Annotated in this window: 16 protein-coding genes; 6 read left to right on the top strand and 10 right to left on the bottom strand. The window is 74.3% G+C overall.

The genetic code is table 11. The annotated features are described in order from the left end of the window. Both AB0I15_RS58165 and AB0I15_RS58170 read left to right on the top strand, forming a co-directional pair. Window positions 1-413: hypothetical protein (locus tag AB0I15_RS58165; protein ID WP_358117409.1), on the top strand; the 413-nt coding region annotated here is incomplete at its 5' end. Between the two features lie 28 nt (window positions 414-441). Next, the gene (locus tag AB0I15_RS58170) at window positions 442-1,026 is read left to right on the top strand and encodes a hypothetical protein (RefSeq protein WP_358117411.1); all 585 of its coding nucleotides are present in this window, start codon (window positions 442-444) and stop codon (window positions 1,024-1,026) included. Here the strand turns inward: AB0I15_RS58170 and AB0I15_RS58175 are convergent. From AB0I15_RS58175 to AB0I15_RS58195, 5 genes are read right to left on the bottom strand one after another with little or no spacing between them, the layout of a single operon-like run. Next, window positions 974-4,102, bottom strand: a complete 3,129-nt coding sequence (locus AB0I15_RS58175) for an AAA family ATPase (RefSeq protein ID WP_358117414.1) — start codon at window positions 4,100-4,102, stop codon at window positions 974-976. The two genes, AB0I15_RS58170 and AB0I15_RS58175, sit on opposite strands and share 53 nt — an antisense overlap. A 49-nt stretch (window positions 4,103-4,151) precedes the next feature. Further along, window positions 4,152-4,535, bottom strand: a complete 384-nt coding sequence (locus AB0I15_RS58180; protein WP_358117415.1) for a VOC family protein — start codon at window positions 4,533-4,535, stop codon at window positions 4,152-4,154. 5 nt (window positions 4,536-4,540) lie between these two features. Further along, window positions 4,541-6,439, bottom strand: coding sequence for an ABC transporter ATP-binding protein (locus AB0I15_RS58185; RefSeq protein WP_358117418.1), 1,899 nt, complete (start codon window positions 6,437-6,439; stop codon window positions 4,541-4,543). Next, on the bottom strand, window positions 6,436-9,330 hold the full coding sequence (locus tag AB0I15_RS58190) for a type 2 lanthipeptide synthetase LanM family protein (protein WP_358117421.1): 2,895 nt from the start codon (window positions 9,328-9,330) through the stop codon (window positions 6,436-6,438). The genes AB0I15_RS58185 and AB0I15_RS58190 overlap by 4 nt, the downstream gene beginning before the upstream one ends. Window positions 9,331-9,336: 6 nt before the next feature. After that, on the bottom strand, window positions 9,337-9,576 hold the full coding sequence (locus tag AB0I15_RS58195; RefSeq protein WP_358117423.1) for a DUF6229 family protein: 240 nt from the start codon (window positions 9,574-9,576) through the stop codon (window positions 9,337-9,339). Window positions 9,577-9,774: 198 nt separating this feature from the next. Between AB0I15_RS58195 and AB0I15_RS58200 the strand changes: the two genes are divergently transcribed. Continuing rightward, entirely contained in the window at window positions 9,775-10,560 is a 786-nt protein-coding gene (locus tag AB0I15_RS58200) for a hypothetical protein (protein ID WP_358117526.1), read from the top strand. A 48-nt stretch (window positions 10,561-10,608) separates the two neighbouring features. On the opposite strand, the gene AB0I15_RS58205 is transcribed toward AB0I15_RS58200, so the two are convergent. The 4 genes from AB0I15_RS58205 to AB0I15_RS58220 are packed head-to-tail and all read right to left on the bottom strand — an operon-like array spanning window position 10,609 to window position 14,478. Then, window positions 10,609-10,920: a DUF6401 family natural product biosynthesis protein gene (locus tag AB0I15_RS58205; protein WP_358117425.1), complete on the bottom strand. Its 312-nt coding sequence runs from the start codon at window positions 10,918-10,920 to the stop codon at window positions 10,609-10,611. A gap of 27 nt (window positions 10,921-10,947) precedes the next feature. Then, the gene (locus tag AB0I15_RS58210) at window positions 10,948-12,063 is read right to left on the bottom strand and encodes an alpha/beta fold hydrolase (protein WP_358117427.1); all 1,116 of its coding nucleotides are present in this window, start codon (window positions 12,061-12,063) and stop codon (window positions 10,948-10,950) included. Beyond that, a complete protein-coding gene (locus AB0I15_RS58215) occupies window positions 12,063-13,304 on the bottom strand; it encodes a lyase family protein (protein ID WP_358117429.1) in 1,242 nt (413 codons plus the stop codon). The genes AB0I15_RS58210 and AB0I15_RS58215 overlap by 1 nt, the downstream gene beginning before the upstream one ends. 19 nt (window positions 13,305-13,323) lie before the next feature. Then, the gene (locus AB0I15_RS58220; protein WP_358117431.1) at window positions 13,324-14,478 is read right to left on the bottom strand and encodes a 4-hydroxybenzoate 3-monooxygenase; all 1,155 of its coding nucleotides are present in this window, start codon (window positions 14,476-14,478) and stop codon (window positions 13,324-13,326) included. Window positions 14,479-14,557: 79 nt separating this feature from the next. Between AB0I15_RS58220 and AB0I15_RS58225 the strand changes: the two genes are divergently transcribed. Beyond that, complete coding sequence (locus AB0I15_RS58225) at window positions 14,558-15,307, top strand: IclR family transcriptional regulator (RefSeq protein ID WP_358117434.1); 750 nt, start codon at window positions 14,558-14,560, stop codon at window positions 15,305-15,307. Between the two features lie 100 nt (window positions 15,308-15,407). On the opposite strand, the gene AB0I15_RS58230 is transcribed toward AB0I15_RS58225, so the two are convergent. After that, window positions 15,408-17,174, bottom strand: coding sequence for a thiamine pyrophosphate-dependent enzyme (locus AB0I15_RS58230; protein WP_358117437.1), 1,767 nt, complete (start codon window positions 17,172-17,174; stop codon window positions 15,408-15,410). 88 nt (window positions 17,175-17,262) lie between these two features. Between AB0I15_RS58230 and AB0I15_RS58235 the strand changes: the two genes are divergently transcribed. Continuing rightward, window positions 17,263-18,159: an NAD(P)H-binding protein gene (locus tag AB0I15_RS58235; RefSeq protein WP_358117439.1), complete on the top strand. Its 897-nt coding sequence runs from the start codon at window positions 17,263-17,265 to the stop codon at window positions 18,157-18,159. Between the two features lie 68 nt (window positions 18,160-18,227). Then, a complete protein-coding gene (locus tag AB0I15_RS58240; protein WP_358117441.1) occupies window positions 18,228-19,646 on the top strand; it encodes an FAD-dependent oxidoreductase in 1,419 nt (472 codons plus the stop codon). Window positions 19,647-19,648: the final 2 nt, after the last annotated feature.

Consider the following 19,648-nt stretch of genomic DNA (forward strand, 5'->3'; position numbering starts at 1 on the left):
GGGGGGGGGGGGGGGCCGGGGGCGGCCGGGACGGTGCGGGCGGCGGCGAGTGGCTGCCCGAGGCGGTGCCGGCCATCGTGCTCGGGCGCCTGCGCGGGCTGGGCGAGCAGGGGCGGCAGGTGCTGCGGGCGGCCGGCGTGCTCGGATCGGCGGCGTTCGATCCCGTGCTGATCGCCGAGATGCTCGGCCTGCCGCCCCAGGAGGTGGCCGGTCACTGCGAGCGGGCGCTGCGCAGGGGGCTGCTGGTGGTCTCGCGCGGCTCGTACGCGTTCGCCAACGACCTGACCCGCGAGGCCCTGAACGCCACCACCCCCGCCCCCACCCGCCTGGTCTACCAGCTCCGCGCCCGCTGTGCCCTGCTCGTGTCCCCCTGCGGCACGCCGTCCGCCCAGGACGTCACGCCGTCCAGGTGACAGGCACCTTCGAGGAAAGGGGAACAACATGGGAAAGCGCACAATGGCGGTGGCGGTCTCGGCCGTCGCCATGGCGGCCCTGGCCGTGGCGCCGGTGAGCGCGAGCAGCGGATCGGCGTGCGTCGATGCGACGTTCAGCGTCCCGCAGCGGACGTTCGGCAAGTACGTGCCGCCGTGGACGGGAGCCGGCGACAAGGACTTCCACGGGCACGGGCCGCGGGTGCAGGTCTGGGGCCGGCTGCGGTACAACGCCGACCACACCAGGCTCGTCTTCTGGATCACCATGAAGGCGCGGGAGACGAAGTCGGACTGGACCGCGGTCGACGGCACGACGTCGTTCGCGTTCTACACCGCGCCGGCGGGCTACGTGATCCAGTCGGTCACGGACCCGATCGGGCGCACGCTCACCCTGGTGGACTACTCCAAGATCTACACCGACAACGATCACGCGGACGACGTGCTCGGCCCGGCGATCGACAGCTCCACGCATCCGAGCCTGGTGCTGTCGTACCGCGTCACGGGCGACACCAAGGGCAACGAGGCGGGCACCCGCAGCGGCGTCACGACGACGACGCGGGCGATGGAGATCCACGCCCGGAAGTGCACCACGTGACGTCGCCGGGCGTGTAGAGGCACTGCGCCCCGGTGCTGACGGTCGCGGCGATGGACCGGCCGATCTCCCGGTCCGCCGCCGCGATCTCGTCGATCGCCCGCTTGACCGCCTTCCTGACGGCGGTGCGGGCGCGCTCGCCCGGGTCGGCGAAGCTCCTGGGCCGCCCGCCCTTGCCGGTGGCGGCCCGCAGCTCCCCCGCCAGGGCGTCGAGCTGGGCGCGCAGCAGGTCGGCCGCCTCCCCCTCCGCCTCGGCGATCTCGTCCACGAGCTGCCGGGCGCGCTCGCGGTAGGCGGCCATCGCCCGCTCGTCCAGCAGCGGCTGGCGGGCGGAGGCGGCCATGGACGAGGGCTCCTCGCCGGTGGCCAGTTCGAGGGCGGAGATCGGGGTGCCGGGGTTGTGCAGGAGCGTCACCAGGTGGCGGACGCCGACCATGTCGGGCACGACAGCCCGGTGGCGGCCGAGCGTGAAGATCCAGGTGCGGCCGTCCCTGGCGATCGTGCCGTCGCGCCGGACGAGCCGTCCCCGCCGCCGGGCCCACTGCTCGGCGCGCAGGGTCAGGCCCATCTCCGCCGCCGCGCCGGCGGCCTGCCCGTACAGCTCGGCCGCGCGCTCGATCTCGCCCAGCGCGGCCAGCGCCTCGGCCAGGTTCGCCTGGGTCAGGGCGGTGACCGGGCGGTTGCCGAGCAGGCGGGTGGCCTCGACGGCCCTGGTCAGGTGCTCCGCCGCGCGGCGCGGCTCCCCCATCGCCAGCGCGGCCAGGCCCAGCGGCCGCCGTGCCGAGCCGAGGCACGCGACCGCCAGCGAGGGCATCACGGGCAGGTCCGCGTACGGCTCCAGCAGCGGATACACGCTGCGGGCCAGGCCGGCGTCGCCCAGCAGGTACGCGGCCTCCGCCAGGGCGGCCATGCCCGCCAGCCACGTGCTGGACTCGGGCAGGGCGGCCAGGTCGAGCGGGGTCGGCCCGGTGAGCCTGGCCAGCATGGTGCGCGCCTCGTCGTGGCGGCCCGCGGCGGCGGCGAAGCAGGCGACGGTGGCCCGGAAGGCGAACTCGGCGGGCACCAGCGTGGGCGAGGTGGCCACGACGGAGACCATGTCGAGCACGTCGCCCTCCCGCCCCTGCGCCCACCTGATCGCGGCCAGGTGCGCGCCGAGGTAGCCGAGCGTGTCGGCGTCGCCCACCTGCTCGCCGAGCTCGTAGCAGGCCATGGCCCTGGCCTCGGCCTCCTCCAGCCGGCCCGCCCTGATGAGTAGCATGACGTCGATGGCGTCCACGATGTAGCCGATGGTCTTGCAGGTCAGGAACTCGGCCCGGTCGCGCAGCTCGGCCAGGGAGCGCTCGGCCTCCGGGTCGCCGAGCAGGAACAGGTCCACGGTGCGCCAGCACAGCCCCATGAGCGCGAGCATGCCCTTGCCGGCCCCGGCCGCGACCTTGATCAGCTCTCCGGCGAGGGGCAGGCGGGTGCGGGCGTACCTGGGGGTGAGCAGGGCGTGGTGGGTCAGCGACAGCGCCTCCGCCAGGGTCTCGCCGTCGCCGGTGCTCCTGGCCTGTTCCAGCGCGTCCAGCACGGGCTGGACGGGCGCGCCCTGGTAGACGTCCTCGGCGGCGAGCCGGACGGCGAGGCGGGCGCGCAGCCGGGTCTCGGCGGCGGGCAGCGCGGCCAGGGCGCGGCGCTGCACGCCGGTGACCCGCTCCCACTCGATGCGGGTGCGGTGCTCGTCCACCCAGACGCCGCCGAGCCCGATGGCCGCCCTGGCCAGGCGGGGCACGTCGCCCTCGCGGGTGGCGGCCGCGGCGGCCTGGTCGAACATGGCGCGGGCGTCGGTGAGCCGCCCGCACAGCAGCACCGCCTCGGCCCGCTCCACCAGCAGCGGCGCGACGGGCCCCGGGACCTGGTCCTTGAGCCGGACGGCGGTCTCCAGCAGGGCCGCCGCCCGCTCGTACGACAGACCGCGCTGCAGCGCCGCCGCGCCCGCCCGGCAGGCCGCCACCGCGCGGGCGGCGTCCTGCCGGGAGCGGGGGGCCGCGGCGGCGGCGTGGTGCGCGTACGTGGCCAGGCTCGCCGGGTCGGTGACCTGCCGCCGCTCCAGCAGGTCGGCCATGCGGGCGTGGGCGCTCAGCCGCTCGGTGACGGGGAGGGCGTCGAGGAGCGCCTCGCGTACCAGGTCGTGGGTGAACTCCACGCGGCCCAGCGCGCCGAACGTGACCAGGCCGGCGTCCTGGGCGGGCGGCAGCAGCTCCCACGCCTCCTCCGCCGGCAGCCCGGCCGCGACCGCCGCGTCGGTGACGACCGCGGAGAGCCCGAGCAGGGCCGCGCCGCCGAGCAGCCGCCGCGCCGGACCGCCCAGCCCGTCGGCCACCTGCTGGACGGCCGCGCGCACACTGTCGGGGGCGCGCGCCTCGTCGGGCGGCCCCAGGGCGCTCACCCGGCGCAGGAACAGCGGGTTGCCCCTGGTGATCCGGTGCACCGTCTCCAGCAGCCCGGCGTGGAGCGGCACGTGGCCGTTGACGTCGAGGAACGCCGCCGTCTCCGTCACGCTGAACGGCCCCAGCCGGACCACGAGCGCGGCCTCCTCGAGCAGCCCGACGTCGTCGCGGCAGGCCAGGACCAGCACGAGCGGGGTCGCGGGCAGCGCGCGGGCCAGGAACCTGGCCAGCAGCAGCGTCCCCGAGTCGGCGGCGTGGGCGTCGTCGATGACGATCAGCGCGGGGGCGCCGGTCCTGCGCAGCGCCTGCGCGACGGCGGTGAACCCGGCGAACCGCTCGGACAGCAGCAGGTCGTCGGCGCGCGGGCCGTCCAGCAGGCGCAGGATCTCGGGCCACGGCCACAGCGGCGGGGCGTCGGCGCCCGGCCAGCAGCAGGTCATCGCCACGCGCCAGCCGTCGGCGGCGGCCTGGGCGACCACGTGGCGGCAGAACGTCGTCTTGCCGATGCCCGCCTCGCCGGAGACCACGATCAGCCGGCTCGCGCCCGCGCCCGCCTCGGCGACGATCCGGCCGACCTCGCGCAGCTCGTGCTCGCGGCCCACGAACCGGGTTACCGCGATCGCTGACATGTCGTCGCCCACGGAGGTCATGCCCTCGATGGAACCCGGCGGGCGGGTTTCGTACCACGTACTTTTGCGATCAGGGCCAGGTCTTCGCCTCGGCCTCGAACACCTCCTTGGCGCTCTCCACCGGCAGCACGCACATCAGGTGGCCGCCGGGGGCGCGCAGGACGCGGCACTCCATCCAGCGTGACACCTCGGTCGCGCCGAGCGCCAGCAGGCGGTCGGTCTCGGCCTCGACGTCGTCGGTCTCGAAGTCCAGGTGGTAGCGGGGGGCGTCGTCGACGGACTGGACGGCCACGAGGGGGCCGCCGGCCATGGCCCCGTGCAGGGAGATGAACTGCTCCTCTCCCTCAAGGGGCCGGGCGGTGGCTCCGAGCGCCCCCGCCCAGAAGGCGGCCGCCGCTCCGGCCTCGGCTGCGGGAGTGTCGATCAGGACGGCGTAGACACGGCTGCGATGCACGACGATCACCCTAACCCGGCGGCCTCCGGGGCGTACATGCGGGCCTGGAGGCCGTACAGCTCGGCGTAGTGGCCGCCGGCGGCCAGCAGTTCCTCGTGCGTGCCCTGCTCGGTCAGCTCGCCCTCGTGCAGGAGGTGGACGCGGTCGGCGTTCCTGGCGCTGGCCAGGCGGTGGGTGATGAGGACGACGACGCGGCCGGCGGCGAGGGCGCGGAGGGACTCGTACACGGCGAACTCGGCCTTGGCGTCGAGGGGGGCGGTGGGCTCGTCCCAGATGAGCAGCGGGGCGTCGCGGAACAGGCCGCGGGCGACGGCCAGCCGCTGCCACTGCCCGCCCGACAGGTCCTGGCCACCGTGGAACGCCTTCGACAGCAGGGTGTCCCAGCCCTGGGGCAGCCCGGCCACCACCGTGTCGGCGCCCGCCAGCCCGGCGGCGGCGTTCAGGGCCAGGTCGCCGGGGTCGGGGCGGTCGTGGCGGCCCGCCCTGACGTTGGCGCGGGCGGTGTGCGGCCAGCGGACGGGGTCCTGCGGGACCAGCGTGACGCGGTCGGCGACGGTGCGCGGGTCCAGGTCCGCGACGTCGACGCCGTCCCAGGTGACGCGGCCGGCGGTGGGGGCGTACAGGCCGGCGATGATCTTGGCGAGGGTGGACTTGCCCGAGCCGTTCTCGCCGACCAGGGCGATGGTCTGGCCCGCGCGCACGGTCAGGTCGACGCCCTTCAGCGCGGGGACCGGGCTGCCCGGATAGGTGAAGCGGACGCCCTCCAGCGCGATCACGCCCGGCTCGCGCGGCGCCGGCGTGCTGCCCGGCGGGCGGCCCCTGGCGGCGGAGTCGGCGAGGAAGCGCTGGTAGTCGTGGATGTACAGGCCCTGCTCGAAGAGCTGGTTGGCGGTGGCGGCGAGCTGGGCCAGCGCACCGCGGGCCGTGCGCACGGCCATCGCCGCCGCGCCCGCGACGGCGAGCGGGATCCAGCCCGCGTGCAGCAGCGCGGCCAGCGCGGCGAACGTCGCGCCCGTGGCCAGCCCGCCGAACGCCCGGCCGGCCGCGTGCACGCGGATCTGGCCGAGCGCGAGCCGTACCTCCTCGTCCCGCAGCGGGTCGGCCACCCGCGCGTACTCGGCGAGCATGAAGTCCTGCGCCTGGCAGGCGCGGATCTCGGCGGCCGGCTCGCGGCCGGTGGCCAGGTCGCTGATCATGCGGACCCGCCGGTTGAGCGTCACGGTGCCGGTCATGTGCCGGTACGCCAGCCGCGCCGACCGCTGGATCGCCCACGCCGCCGGCAGCACGCCCGCGACCAGCACCGGCAGCAGCACGGGATGCAGCACCGCCACGCTCACGAACGCCGCCGCCACCGCCAGCGCCGAGCCGGTCAGCGCCACCACGTTGTCCACGGCCCGCTCGACGTGGAACACACCCCGGTCGCGGGCCCGCTGCAGCCGGTCGTAGAAGCCCGCGTCGTCGAACGCGGCCAGCTCCACGTGCAGGCTCGCCGCGTAGAGCTCGCCCTCCGCCACCCTGCGCACGGCGGGCGGCACCCGGGCGTGCAGGACGGCGACCGCCGTCTCGACCACGGCCCGCAGCGTGTACGCGCCGGCGACCAGCCCAATGGTGGGCAGCGCCGCGACGAGACCGACGGCCAGCAACCGCTCGAGCGCCCCCGCGACGGCCAGCAGCCCGAACGCCGTGGCCAGTCCGGACAGCACCTCGAGGGCCAGCACGAGCACGGCGTGGCGGGGGGCCGCCCGCCTGACGATCGCCAGCACCGCCCCGGCCGTGGCGGGCAACCGGCGCCACATGACCCGCAGCCCGGCGTCGGCGTCCGGCTCGTCGAGCCGCCAGTACGGGGAGACTAGCGGCGCGGCACCGCCCTGCGCGGCGTCCGGGGCCGCCCGCGGAGGTGTCACAGGTCGCTCGCCGGGCCCGGGTCGGGAAGGAGGACGGACGGCAGGGTGCTGTCCGGGTGCAGGCGGAGGAGCTGGTAGGCCACGCCTCCGAGCCCCGGCAGCAGCCCCGGCGCGAACGCGTCCCTGGCGAAGCCGCTGACCGGGCCGTGCTCCTCCATGCTGCAGATCGCGTGCGTGTCGAGCCCCCGCCGGTCCAGCCCCGGCTCGGCCAGCTCCAGCGCGAGGGCACGATCGAGGACCTCCCAGGCGCCGAGGTCGCCGTGGCAGAGCGTGTGGTTCCAGCCCATGCCCCTGGTCTGGCACGACGTGGCCGCCCGGCGCAGCACGTCCCGCCACCGCTCCGCCTCCGCGGGCCGGTCGCCGGCGCGGCCGAGGAGGTCGGCCGCGGCGATGCCGATCCCGGCGGCGCCGTGGCACCAGGCCGCGGCCGTCCTGCCGGGGGTGCGCAGGTCGCGCCAGCCCTGCTCCTCCGTCGAGTACAGCGTCTCCTCATGGGCGAAGGCGGCCCCGGCCATGGCCGCGAAGTCGGCGTCGCCCGTGACCGTGGCGAGCCGGGACAGGGCCCAGCCGATGCCGGTGACACCGTGGGCCAGGCCGCCGAGCCCCTCGGGGAAGCCCGGGTTGTCCCACCAGGCGGTGCCGCCGGTGACGCGGGCGCGGGAGACCAGGTGCCGGCCGATCTCGGCGGCCAGGCCGGCGGCGTCGGCATGGCCGGGGTGCTCGGCCAGCCGGAGCAGGGGCACGACCGCTCCGGCGAGGCCGCGTACCAGGTCGAGGGGCGCGTCGTCGGCCACGGACGCGGCGATGTCCGGGACGTGGCCGGCCGCGCGGGCGTACGCCTCGTGGGGGCCGATCACGCCGAGCCGGCCCAGCAGCAGCCAGCCCCAGATCCGCGAGCCCAGCCCGAGGTAGCCGCCGGCCGGGTCGGGACGGCGGCGGCCGGTGACGTGGGACTCCTCGGCCGCCCGGTCCTCGGCCTTGCGCATGGTGCTCAGCACGTCGGCCAGCAGCGGCCCCACCTCGGGCACCGGGTCGGCGCGGCCGTGCTCCGTCTCGCCCTGGTAGGCCGCCAGCAGCAGCGCCACCCCGGCCGCGCCGCCGTACACGTCGAAGCCGAGCGGCAGCACCGCCCAGCCGGTCGGGTTGAGCACGGGGGCGATCCAGGTGGCGGTGCCGTCCTCGGCGCGCACGGCCGACTCGGCCAGCCCGCGCATGATCCCGGCGGCCAGCAGCCGGCGCCGCCGGTCCAGGTCGCCGCCGCTCGTCCGCGACGGCAGCAGGCTGCGCTGGTCGGGCAACCAGCCCTCGTTCAGGTACGCGCTCACGACCGCACACTGGATCACCTGCCGATCCAGCCCCAGGTCGGCGCCTCGCCACCGCCCCAGAGCGGCGTCGATGAGATCCTCCTGCGGCCCCCAGGCGGTGCCACGCGGCCCCGTGAGCCGGCCCTTGCGCGGCGTGGTGGCGAAGAACGGCACGTCGCCGTCGAGCAACTCCTCGACCTCCGCCTCGATCACGGCCGGGTCGTCGGGCCGTCCGGGCAGGTTGGCGGCCTGCCTGGCGAGCAGGTCGGCGGCGTGGCGGCGGGCGGCCGGCTCGTCGTGGAGCGCCTTGGGGTGCCAGAGCATACGGCCCAGCTCGGCGTACGTCTCGGTCGAGCGGGGCACGACCCGGATCGGCAGGTCCCCGAACTCGGCCAGCAGCGGCTCCAGCTCGCCCCTGCGGTCCATCCGCCGCAGCCGCTCCGACAGCGCGGTGAACCCGCCGACGACCTGGTCCCAGTACGCCCCCAGCACGGGGTTCGGGCTGGGATGGTTGACCCCGGCCTGCAGCGGCACCTCGGCGTGCTCGATCCTGGCCCGGTCGGTGCCGGCGTCCACGATGACCGGCAGCCTGGTGGCCGGCTGCTGGCCCGGCAGGGCACCGATGGCCGACATGTCCACGCCGCGCCAGCCGAGCGCCAGGCCGCGTCCCGGCAGCAGGCCCGTGCCCAGCACCGAGCCGCCGACCAGCGCGGAGGCCCGGTCGAGGGCGAGGCCGTACCCGGAGGGCCTGGCGGGCGGGTGCGGGGTGAACAGGGTCTCGCAGTCCACCACGGTCGGCACGGGACCGGCCGCGATGACGTTCTCGGCGTGCAGGTCGCTGCCGCCCAGCAGCCGCATGACGGCCAGCCAGTGGCCGAGGTTGCGGTAGAAGGCGCGCAGCTCCCGCTCGCCGCTGCAGTAGCGGTGCTCGACGTGCCGGGCCCAGCCGTAGCCGTCGCGGGCCACCACGTCGGGGACGCCGATCCTGGTGCCCGTGGGCTCGCCGTCCTGGGCCGCCTCGAGCAGCCCGGCGAGCGCGACGTCCACGCCCACCGAGCGCGGTTTGTACACGACGAGACCCGACCCGCAGGCCAGCATGGCGACGGTCTGGCCGCCGCGGTGGCTGTCGCCGGCACCGAAGGCGAGCGCGACGAGCTCCCCCGGCCCGCCGCCGACCAGCGGCGCCAGGGCGTGGCGGTCGGCGGCGAAGCGGGCCGCCAGGCTGAGCGCCGCCGCGCACCTGGCCGTGACCAGGCGGTCCAGGCGGGGCAGCAGCGTGGGGTAGTGCTCGCCGAGCGACTCCCAGAACTCCCTGGTGGCCGCGTGCTCCTCCCACGCCTGCCAGCGGGCCCGCGCGTCGTCCCCGGTGAGCCTTCCGGTGATCCTGGCCGCGTTCAGCTCGACGAGCAGGATCCGGTTGGTCTTGATCCGTACCGTCTCCAGCACGGACGTCCTGGCGGCGTCCCGTACGATCGCGCGTTCCGCCTCCGACAGTCCCCTGACCGCGCCGAGCTGGGCCGCGAGCCCGGTCAGAGCCGGTTCGAGCAGGCAGCCCAGCACGGCGTCGCCTATCGCGATGTCATACATCTCGGATCAGCAGCACTGGCGTCCGAGGGAATACGTGCACGCGGTCCCGCAGGCCTGCGTGGTGGTGGGCTGCGGGCAGCCGGCGCCGGTGCAGCCCGTGGCGGCGAAGATCGCCTCCATCGTGATGTCGGCCTCGGCGTACTCGCCGCTCGCGAACAGCGGTCCGGCGGGGCTGTCCCAGCCCTCGACGGACGGGCGGCCTCCACGCCAGCCGGCCACGATGCGCTCGGCCAGTTCAGCGGTCATTTCGGGCATGGCTTGCGTCCCTTCTCCGATCCGGTCGGACGCTTCCGGATGCTGCCAGCCGGCGTTGCGCATCCGTTGCAGCCACCAAAGGGCGGAGAAATGTCGCCTTGTGCGAAGTTTTGGTAGCGCTGTGTGTGTATGCCGTTTCGCTCCGGGTAGCGCCGAGGCATTGGCTCCTCGGAGGAGGAAACCGTGGACATCAACATAGGCCAAGGCATCACGGACGCCTGGCGATCGATAGCGACGTTCGTCCCGAAGCTGGTCGCGTTCCTGGTGGTGCTCGTCATCGGCTGGATCGTGGCCAAGCTGCTGGCGAAGATCGTCGACAAGGTGCTCGAACGGGTCGGCTTCGACCGGCTGGTGGAGCGCAGCGGCGTACGGCGCTGGCTGGAACGCAGCAAGTACGACGCCAGCAGCCTGCTCGCCAAGCTCGTCTACTACGCGATCCTGCTGATCACGCTGCAGATCGCCTTCAGCGTCTTCGGGCCGAACCCGATCTCGGCGCTGCTCACCGGCGTGGTGGCCTGGCTGCCCAAGGCGATCGTGGCCATCGTGATCATCGTGGTGGCCGGGGCCGTGGCCAAGGCCGTCCGGGACGTCGTGGCCGGCGCGCTCGGCGGCCTGTCCTACGGCCGCTGGCTGGCGACCGCGGCGGCGGTCTTCATCTGGGCGCTGGGCATCATCGCGGCCCTCAACCAGATCGGTGTGGCCACGACGGTCACGACGCCGGTGCTGATCACGGTGCTCGCCACCCTCGGGGCGATAGCGGCGATCGGCGTCGGGGGCGGGCTCGTCCGGCCCATGCAGCAGCGCTGGGAGCGCTGGCTGGGCCGCATCGAGGAGGAGGCGCCGCAGGCCAGGGCGCATGCGGAGGCGTACCAGAGGGGGCGGGAGGACGCTCGTTCGATGAGCGAGGAGACCGCGCCCATCCGCACGACGCCGGGCGGCGGCGCCGCCCATCGTTCGGATCTGCCTCCCGGCTGAAGGCCCGTCGCTGGACCTCCCGGACGGGGCTCCGCGCTGGGCCTCCGGTCAGGCGGCGAGGCCGTCTTCCAGGAGGTCCAGCTCGCGGGTCAGCCAGCAGACCGCCGTCAGCCGCAGCGACGGCGCGTCGGGCTCACCGCTGAAGGCCCAGCCCCGGTGCCGCAGCTCGTCGACGAAGCCCAGCAGGTAGTCGCCCAGCGTCTCGCGGTCGAGGGGGATGGTGTCCCGCAGTGCGGCCGCGTGCTGGTCGACCGCGGCGACCAGCCCGGGATCGGCGCCCATCCTGTCGAGCTGGGCGTCGCCCAGGGCGTTCATGAGCCAGCGCAAGGGCGAAACCGCCCATCCCTCCTCAAAGACCATCCGCCAACTTTAAAGCATCTCCCAAGGTCAGCGCCTCTCCGGGTCAATGTCGGCGAGCGTGCGGGCGGCCACCGCGAAGGCCGCGCCGGCGGCCGGAACCCCGCAGTAGACGGCGGTCTGCAGCAGGACCTCCTCGAGCTCGTCGCGCGTGAGACCGTTGCGTAAAGCCGCGCGCACGTGCGCGGCCAGTTCGTCGAGCCGGCCCTGGGCGACCAGCGCGGTGAGGGTGACGCAGCTCCGGGTACGCCGGTCCAGGCCGGGGCGGTTCCAGATCCCGTCCCAGGCGTAACGGGTGACGAGCTCCTCGAAGTCGCGGGTGAAGCCGGTCGTGGCGGTCGCCTGGTCCGCCTCCCCGAGCACCTCCCGCCTGGTACGCAGGCCCGCCGCCCGCCCGTCGGGCGCCGGGCGGCGCTCGTCCACGAGGTGGCCGAGGATCGCCGCGGTCACCGCCTCCGGGCGCTCCACGTTCGCCAGGTGCGCCGCCCTGGGCACCACGGTCAGGGACGCCCCGGGGATGCCGCCCGCCAGCGTGAGAGCCTGGTCGAGCGGCGTGGCCGGGTCCTGCGCCCCCGCGATCACCAGGGTGGCGGCGGCGACCTCCTCCAGGCGGCTCGTCAGGTCGAAGGCCGCGACGGCCTCGCAGCAGGCCGCGTACGATTTCGCGTCCACCCCCGCCAGCAGGTCCATCACCCACCGGCCGTCGAAACCGGGCGTGAACCAGCGCGTCTTGAGCGTCGGGACGAGCACGCCCACCCCCTTGCCGCGCACCAGCGCCGCCCGCCCCAGCCACGGTCCCGGCTCGCCGAATGTGGCCGACGTGCAGCACAGGACGAGCCTGCCCACCCGCCGCCGGGCCCGGACGGCGATCATGGTGGCGATGGCCCCGCCGATCGAGATGCCGCCGGCCGCGAAGCGCTCGTCCTCGACCAGGTCCAGCACGGCCTTGGCCAGGTCGTCGATCGTGAACCCGGCGGAGGCGGGGGACGAGCCGCCGTGGCCCGGCAGGTCGTAGCGCAGGACCCGCCACGCGTCGGTGAGCGCCGGGAGCTGGGGCTGCCAGATCTCCATCGTGGTCCCGAGCGCGGGTCCGAGCACCAGTAACGGGGCATCGGCGGGGCCGTCCACGCGGTGGTGAAGTTTCACTACTGCTCCCGGTAGGTGGCGAGGATGCGATCGACCAGTTCCCGGGCGGCGCCCAGGTAGGCGCCGGGATCGAGCAGATCTTGGCGGACGCCCGCGTCGTCCTCGCCCAGGACCCGCGCGAGGGCCTCCTTGTCCAGGTGGGCATAGAGGCGCTCGGCGACGAGGCGTCCGCCCGTCAGGCCGGCGTTGGCGCGCATGCGGCCGGGGAAGACGCGCAGGCCGGCGACCAGCTCCGCGCCGGTCTCGGCCGCTCCGCCGGTCAGGCGCAGCGCTTCGCGCAGCGGGAGCCACTCCGCCTGCCAGGCCCCGGCGGCCCGTTCGTGCTCGCCGACCTGGCCGAGCACCTGCGTGTACGCGGGCACCTGCAGCGCGGCCGACCTGATCAGCACCGAGAGCGCCGGGTTGCGTTTCTGCGGCATGGCCGACGAGCCTCCGGCGGAGGACTCGGCCACCTCTCCGACCTCGGTCTGGGCCATGAGGACGATGTCGGTGGCCGGCTTGCCGAGCGCTCTGGCCGTCCCGACGAGCGCCGCGCCGAGGTCGGTCACCGGGGACCGCTCGGCGTGCCACGGCGCGAGCGGCGCGGCCAGGCCGAGCTCCTCGGCGTAGACCTCCACCAGGGCCGGCGCCAGGCCCGGGGCCCGGTCCTCGATGGCGGCCAGGGTGCCCGCCGCGCCGCCGAGCTGGGCGGGCAGGCGCAGGTCGCGCAGCCGGGCGCGGGCCCGCATGAGGCCGGCCAGCCACTGCGCCGCCTTCAGCCCGAACGTGGTCGGCACCGCCTGCTGTCCCAGCGTGCGCGCCGCCATCACCGTGTCCCGGTGCCGCTCGGCCAGCTCGGCCAGATCCCGCATGATCGCGCTCAGATCGCCCACGATGGCGCGTACCGCCCGGGTGGCCACGAGCATCGCGGCGCTGTCGAGGATGTCCTGGCTGGTCGCGCCCCGATGGACGTGCTCCGCCGTGCCCGGCGCGGCTCGCCGCAGGTCCGCCACGAGGGGGACGACCGGGCTGGCCGACTGCCTGGACCGCCTGGCCAGCTCCGCCGGGTCGAGGACGAGCGTCCTGGCCGTCCGGTCGATGGCCGCGGCGGCCTCGGACGAGATGAGCCCCAGCCGGGCCTGCGCGCGGGCCAGCGCCGCCTCGGCCTCCAGCATGGCCCGCAGCCACGCCGCGTCGGAGGTGATCGCCTCCGCCCGGGTGCCCGCGCGTACCGGCGCGAGCAGGCCGCCGTCTTGGCTCAAGCGGATCCTCCCCCTCTCGTCAGGGCATTCCCACGTAGTTCTCCGCCAGCGTCGTGGCCGCGGCCTCGGAGGAGGTCACGTAGTCGAGGTACGACAGTTGCAGGCGCCGCCCGTACGGGTCGTCGTCCTCGAACGTGTGCAGCAGGGTCGTCATCCACCACGAGAAGTGCTGGGCCCGCCACACCCGCCTCAGGCACGCCTGCGAATAGCCGTCGAGCAACTCGGCCGAGCCGTCCGCGTAGTACGCCGCCAGCGCCTCGGTGAGCACGCGGACGTCGGCCACGGCCAGGTTGAGCCCCTTGGCGCCGGTCGGCGGCACGATGTGGGCGGCGTCGCCGGCCAGGTAGAGCCGCCCGTACTGCATGGGCTCCGCCACGAAGGCCCGCATGGGCGTGACGCCCTTCTCCGTGATCTCGCCGGTGGACAGCGTGAAGCCGGGCACGCTCTCCAGCCGGGCCTTCAGCTCGGCCCAGATCCGCTCGTCCGGCCAGTCCTCCACCCGGGCGTCGGCCGGAACCTGAAGGTAGAAGCGGCTGACCGTGGGCGAGCGCATGCTGTGCAGGGCGAAGCCGCGCTCGGTCCTGGTGTAGATCAGCTCCTCCGACGACGGCGCCACCCTGGCCAGGATGCCCAGCCAGGCGAAGGGATAGTCCCGCTCGAACACGCTCAGAACGCCCTCGGGGATGGACGGCCTGGACACGCCGTGGAAACCGTCGCAGCCGGCGATCACGTCGCAGTCGAGCCGCTCGCCGCCGAAGGTCAGGTACGGCTGCGCGTCCAGCCCGTGCACGGCGACGTCCTCGACCTCGAACCGCACGTCCCCGCCCGCCGCGAGCCTGGCCGCGATCAGGTCCTTGACGACCTCCTGCTGCCCGTACACGGTGATGGACCTACCCGGCACGAGCTTCTCGAACGGGATGCGGTGGCCCGCTCCCCCGTACCTGAGCTCGATGCCGTGGTGCGGCAGTCCCTCGCGCCGCAGCCGGTCGCCGACGCCCGCCGCGACCAGCGTGTCCACCGTGCCCTGCTCCAGCACCCCGGCCCGCACCCGGCGCTCGACGTAGTCGCGGCTGCGTTTCTCCAGCACCACGGAGGAGATGCCGCGCAGGTGGAGCAAGTGGGACAAGAGCAGACCAGCGGGGCCGGCCCCGATGATCCCAACCTGAGTTCGCATAAGGGAAGCATCCTGCCAAGGGAGGGTATTCACCGATAGGTCGCTTCCACTGAGCGGAAGAAACGTGCAGGATGGCCGCATGGCAGGCGGGGCCCGCGAGGCCGGGCGGTCGGTGACGTCCAAGGTGCTGGCGATCCTGGGCGCGTTCGACGCGGCGCACCCGCAGCTCACGCTGACCGAGCTGGCCCGGCGCGGCGGGCTGCCGCTGAGCACGGCCCACCGGCTGGTCGGCGAGCTGGAGGAGTGGCAGGCGCTGAGCCGCGGGCCCGACGGGCGGCTGCGGGTGGGGCCGCGGCTGTGGGAGCTGGGCCAGCTCGCGCCCAACCGGCTGCAGGAGCTGGCGCATCCGTGGCTGCAGGAGCTGTTCGGGAGCACGGGCGAGAACGTGCACCTGGCGGTCAGGGACGGGCTCGAGGTCCTCTACGTGGACAAGGTGCACGGCCGGCGGGCGGTGCCCATCGTGTCCAAGGTCGGCGCCCGGCTGCCGATGCACCCGACGGGGGTGGGCAAGGCGCTGCTGGCGTACGAGCCGGACTGGTTCGTGAAGTCGTACCTGGCGCGCCGGCTCGAGCGGCCGACCCCGCACACGATCACCGAGCCCGGCCGGCTGGCCAGGGAGCTGGCGGCGGTCCGCGCGCAGGGATACGCGCTCACCTACGAGGAGATGACGCTCGGCTCGTGCTCGGCGGCGGCGCCGATCCTGGTGGACGGGCGGCCGGTGGCGGCCCTGGGGCTGGTGGTGTCGTCGCGGCGCACCAGCGAGCTGCCCCGGCTGGTGGAGCCGCTGCTGACCGCCGCCACCCGCATCGCCCGCGCCCTCGCGACCTGATCGCCCGCGCCTTCGCGGCCCTGATCGCCCGCCTTCGCCCGCCTTCGCTGCCTTCGCCCGCCTTCGCCCGTCTTCGCCGCCCTCGCCCGCCGTCGCGGGTTCAGTCGCCGAACTTCTGGATGCGGTCCTTGAACAGGGTGGTGGCGATGGCGGCCTTGTGCGGCTGCCCCTTGAGGAACGCCGCGGCGAAGCTCTTGGCCTGCTCATAGGAGATCTTGCCCGGCATGGGCGGCTCGTTCGGGTTGACGTCCACGTCCACCAGCGCCGGGCCGTCGTGGGCCAGGGCCTGCCGGATCGCCGGGGCCAGGTCGCCCGACTTGGTGACCTTCGCCCCGAACCCGCCGCACGACCGGGCCCAGGTGGAGAAGTCGCCCTCGGGCTGGGGATAGCGGACGCCGTGCTCCGGGTAGCCGAGCACCATCTGCTCCCACAGGATCTGCCCGAGCGAGTTGTTGTTGTTGATGATCACTTTGATCGGCAGCCGGTGCTGCGCCGCCGTCAGGAACTCGGCCATGAGCATCGAGAAGCCGCCGTCGCCGACGTACGCGATGACCTGCCGGCCGGGGTGGGCGTGCTGCATGGCGATCGCGTACGGCAGCCCGTTCGCCATCGAGGCCAGCGTGCCCGACAGGTAGAACTCCCGATCGCCGCGGATCGTCCAGTGCCGGGCCGCCCAGGTGGCGATGGTGCCGCTGTCGCAGGTCAGGATGGCGTCGTCGGCCGCGAGCCCGTCGAGGACGGACACGGCGTACTGGGGCGCGATGGGATCGCGGTCCGGATTCTCCAGCGCGTCCATGTCGGCCCGCCACTTGGCCATCATCTTCTGATATTTCGCCAGATGGGCGTTGTCGTCGCGGCGGTTCAGCAGCGGCAGCAGCGCCACCAGTCCCTCCTTCGCGTCGCACACCACCGGCACGTCCGTCGGGACCCGCGCCCCCGCCCTGGTCGGCTCCGCCTCGAACTGCACCACCCGCGTCTTACCCGGCTCCGGCAGGAACTTCGTGTACGGAAAGTTCGTGCCCACCATGAACAGCACGTCGGCGTCGTCCATCAGTTCCTCGCTCGGCCGCGTGCCGAGCAGCCCGATCCCGCCCGTCGTGTACGCCGAGTCGTCCGGGACGACCGCCTTGCCGGGCAGCGTCTTGACCACGGGCGCCCCCAGCGCCTCGGCCACCGCCAGCACCTCCTGCCGCGCGTGCAGCGCCCCCTGCCCGACGAGCATGGCGGGCCGCTCGGCGTGGTTGAGCACCTCGGCCGCCCACTCGATGTCCTCCTGCCGGGGGATGCCGGACGGCCGCAGGTAGACGGGCGCGGTCTGCGGCGCCCTGGCCGGGGCCACATGTTTGTACGGGTCCGCCCCCGCCTCCGCCACCTGGATGTCGTTGGGCAGGGTGAGATGGGAGACCCCGCGCCGCGCGTACGCGGTCCTGATCGCCAGGTCCACCAGCGAGGGCAGTTGCGTCGGGTTGGTGACCATCATGTTGTACTCGGCCACGTCGGCGAACAGCTTGTCCAGGTGCACCTCCTGCTGGTAGCCGGTGCCCAGCACGGACGTCTCCTGCATGCCCGTGATGGCCAGCACGGGCGCGTGGTCGAGCTTGGCGTCGTAGAGGCCGTTGAGCAGGTGGATGCCGCCGGGGCCCGACGTGGCCAGGCACACGCCGATCCGGCCGGTGGCCTTGGCGTAGCCGGTGGCCATGAAGGCCGCGGCCTCCTCGTGGTGGACGAGGACGAAGCGCACCCGGTCGCGGTGGCGCCGCAGCCCCTCCATGATGCCGTTGATGCCGTCACCCGGCAGGCCGAAGACGGTGTCGACACCCCATTCCGCGAGCCGTTCGATCAGGACTTCCGATGCGATTCGAGCCATAGGGGCGGCTCTACCCCGCTGTTTCGCGGGCAGACGCGGAGGGGTGATTCATTGACATTTCTGGAAAATCGCGGGTAGGGGATTCCGCATGCGCATTCTGGTCACAGGAGCCACCGGCACGCTGGGCTCGGCCCTGGTGCCGGCGCTGCTCAAAGAGGGGCATGAGGTGCGGGCGCTGAGCCGTACCAAGAGGGAGAGCCGCGCGAACGTCGACTGGAGGTGGGGCGACCTCATCTCCGGCAACGGCCTCGAGGACGCCCTGCGCGACGTGGACGCGATCGCGCACCTGGCGACCAGCGGCCCCAAGGGGCTCGGGGCGGTGGACATCCCGGGCACCCGCACGCTGATGTTGTTCGCCCGCGAGGCCGGGGTCCCGCACGTGCTGTTCACCTCCGTGGTCGGGGCCGACCGCGCCGCCTTCAACTACCTGCGCTACAAGCTGGAGGCCGAGCGCCTGATCATCGAGAGCGGCCTGGGCTGGACGATCCTGCGCGCCACCCCGTTCCACCAGTGGCTGGACCGGCGGCTGCGCGACCTCTCGTCCTTCCCGGTGCTCCCCGTGGACCGCTCACTGCCCTGGCAGCCGGTGCACACGGGCGAGGTCGCCAAGCGGGCCGCCGCGCTGCTCGGCGCGGGCCCGGAGAGCGGGGAGATCGAGTTCGGCGGCCCCGAGGTGCTGAACACCGAGGACCTGGTCAGGACCTGGCTGCGGGCGCGCGACCGGCGCCGCCCCCGCCTGCCCGTGCGCTACCCCGGCCGCCTGTACGCCGCCCAGCGCGCCGGCGCGCTCAAGACGGACGCCCTGCCCACGGGCGTGATCACCTGGCACGACTACCTCAATCCGCCGCCGCTGGACCTGTCCGGCGACGACTTCGCCATCGAGCACACGGCATCCCCCACCAGCCCCGCGAACCAGCCGGAGCAGGATCCTGACCTGCACGTATACGGGGGCGACGAGGGGTACGAACGCCCGACACGAAGCTAGCGGGGCGCCCTCATTCATTACACTTCGCCGCCTTGTTGGGCTTCGCCTGTTACTAGACAATAAGTCTGGTGACGAACGGCATCCCGCTGACCAAGGACTTCGCCAACGGCGGCGTCTCCTTCTGGTACCGGCAGATCGGCCTGCCCGCCCGGCGGCCGGCGCTCCCCGGGCCGCGTGACTACGACGTCGCCATCGTCGGCGGCGGCTACACGGGCCTGTGGACCGCCTACTACCTCAAGCGGGCCGACCCGGGCCTGCGGATCGCGATCCTGGAGAAGGAGTTCGCCGGGTTCGGCGCGTCGGGGCGCAACGGCGGGTGGCTGTCGGCCGAGTTCGCCGGGTCACGCAAACGGCACGCCAAGGCGCGCGGGCGGCAGGCGATGATCGACCTGCAGCGCGCGATGTTCCAGGCGGTGGACGAGGTCATCGACGTGACCCGCGCCGAGGGCATCGACGCCGACCTGCACAAGGGCGGCCTCATCCATGTGGCGACCAACCCGGCCCAGCGGAGGCGCCTGCGGGCGGAGGTCGCCGACCTGCGGACCTGGGGTTACGGCGAGGACGACCTGCGACTGCTGGACCGCGACGAGCAGCGCGAGCGGGTGCAGGTGGCCGGGACCCTGGAGGCGGCGTACTCACCGCACTGCGCCCGGGTCCAGCCCGCCAAGCTGGCCGTGGGGCTGGCCGCCGCCGTGGAGCGGCTGGGCGTGGACCTCTTCGAGGGCACGACTGTGACCGAGATCCGGCCGCGGCGGGGCGGCAAGGCGTCGGCGGTCACCACACGCGGCCTCGTCACGGCCGACTACGTCATCCGCGCCACCGAGGGCTTCACCGCGGGCCTGGCCGGCCAGCACCGCCAGTGGCTGCCGATGAACAGCTCCATGATCGTCACCGAACCGCTGGGCGCCGAGGTGTGGAAGCACATCGGCTGGCACGGCAGCGAACTCCTGGGGGACGAGGCCCACGCCTACATCTACGCGCAGCGCACGGCCGACGACCGGATCGCGATCGGCGGGCGGGGCGTCCCCTACCGGTTCGGCTCCCGTACCGACCGGCGCGGCGCCACCCAGCCCCAGACGGTCGCCTCGATCTGGCGCATGCTGGTCAAGCTCTTCCCCGCCACCGCCGACGCCCGGATCCAGCACGCGTGGTGCGGGGTGCTCGGGGTGCCGCGCGACTGGTGCTCGACGGTGCACCTGGACCACGCGAGCGGCCTCGGCTGGGCCGGCGGCTACGTGGGCAGCGGCGTCACCACCACGAACCTGGCCGGCCGCACCCTCACGGACCTGGTGCTCCAGCGGGACACCCCGCTGACGGGACTGCCGTGGGTGGGCCGGCAGGTCCGCCAGTGGGAGCCCGAGCCGCTGCGCTGGGCGGGGGTCCAGCTCATCTACGCCCTGTTCCGCGCCGCCGACCGCCAGGAGAACGACCACGGCACGACGACGTCGCCGTACGCGCGGCTGGCGAACCTGATCTCGGGCCGGTGACC

The sequence above is a fragment of the Nonomuraea sp. NPDC050643 genome (genome assembly GCF_040654715.1).
Lineage (GTDB): Bacteria > Actinomycetota > Actinomycetes > Streptosporangiales > Streptosporangiaceae > Nonomuraea.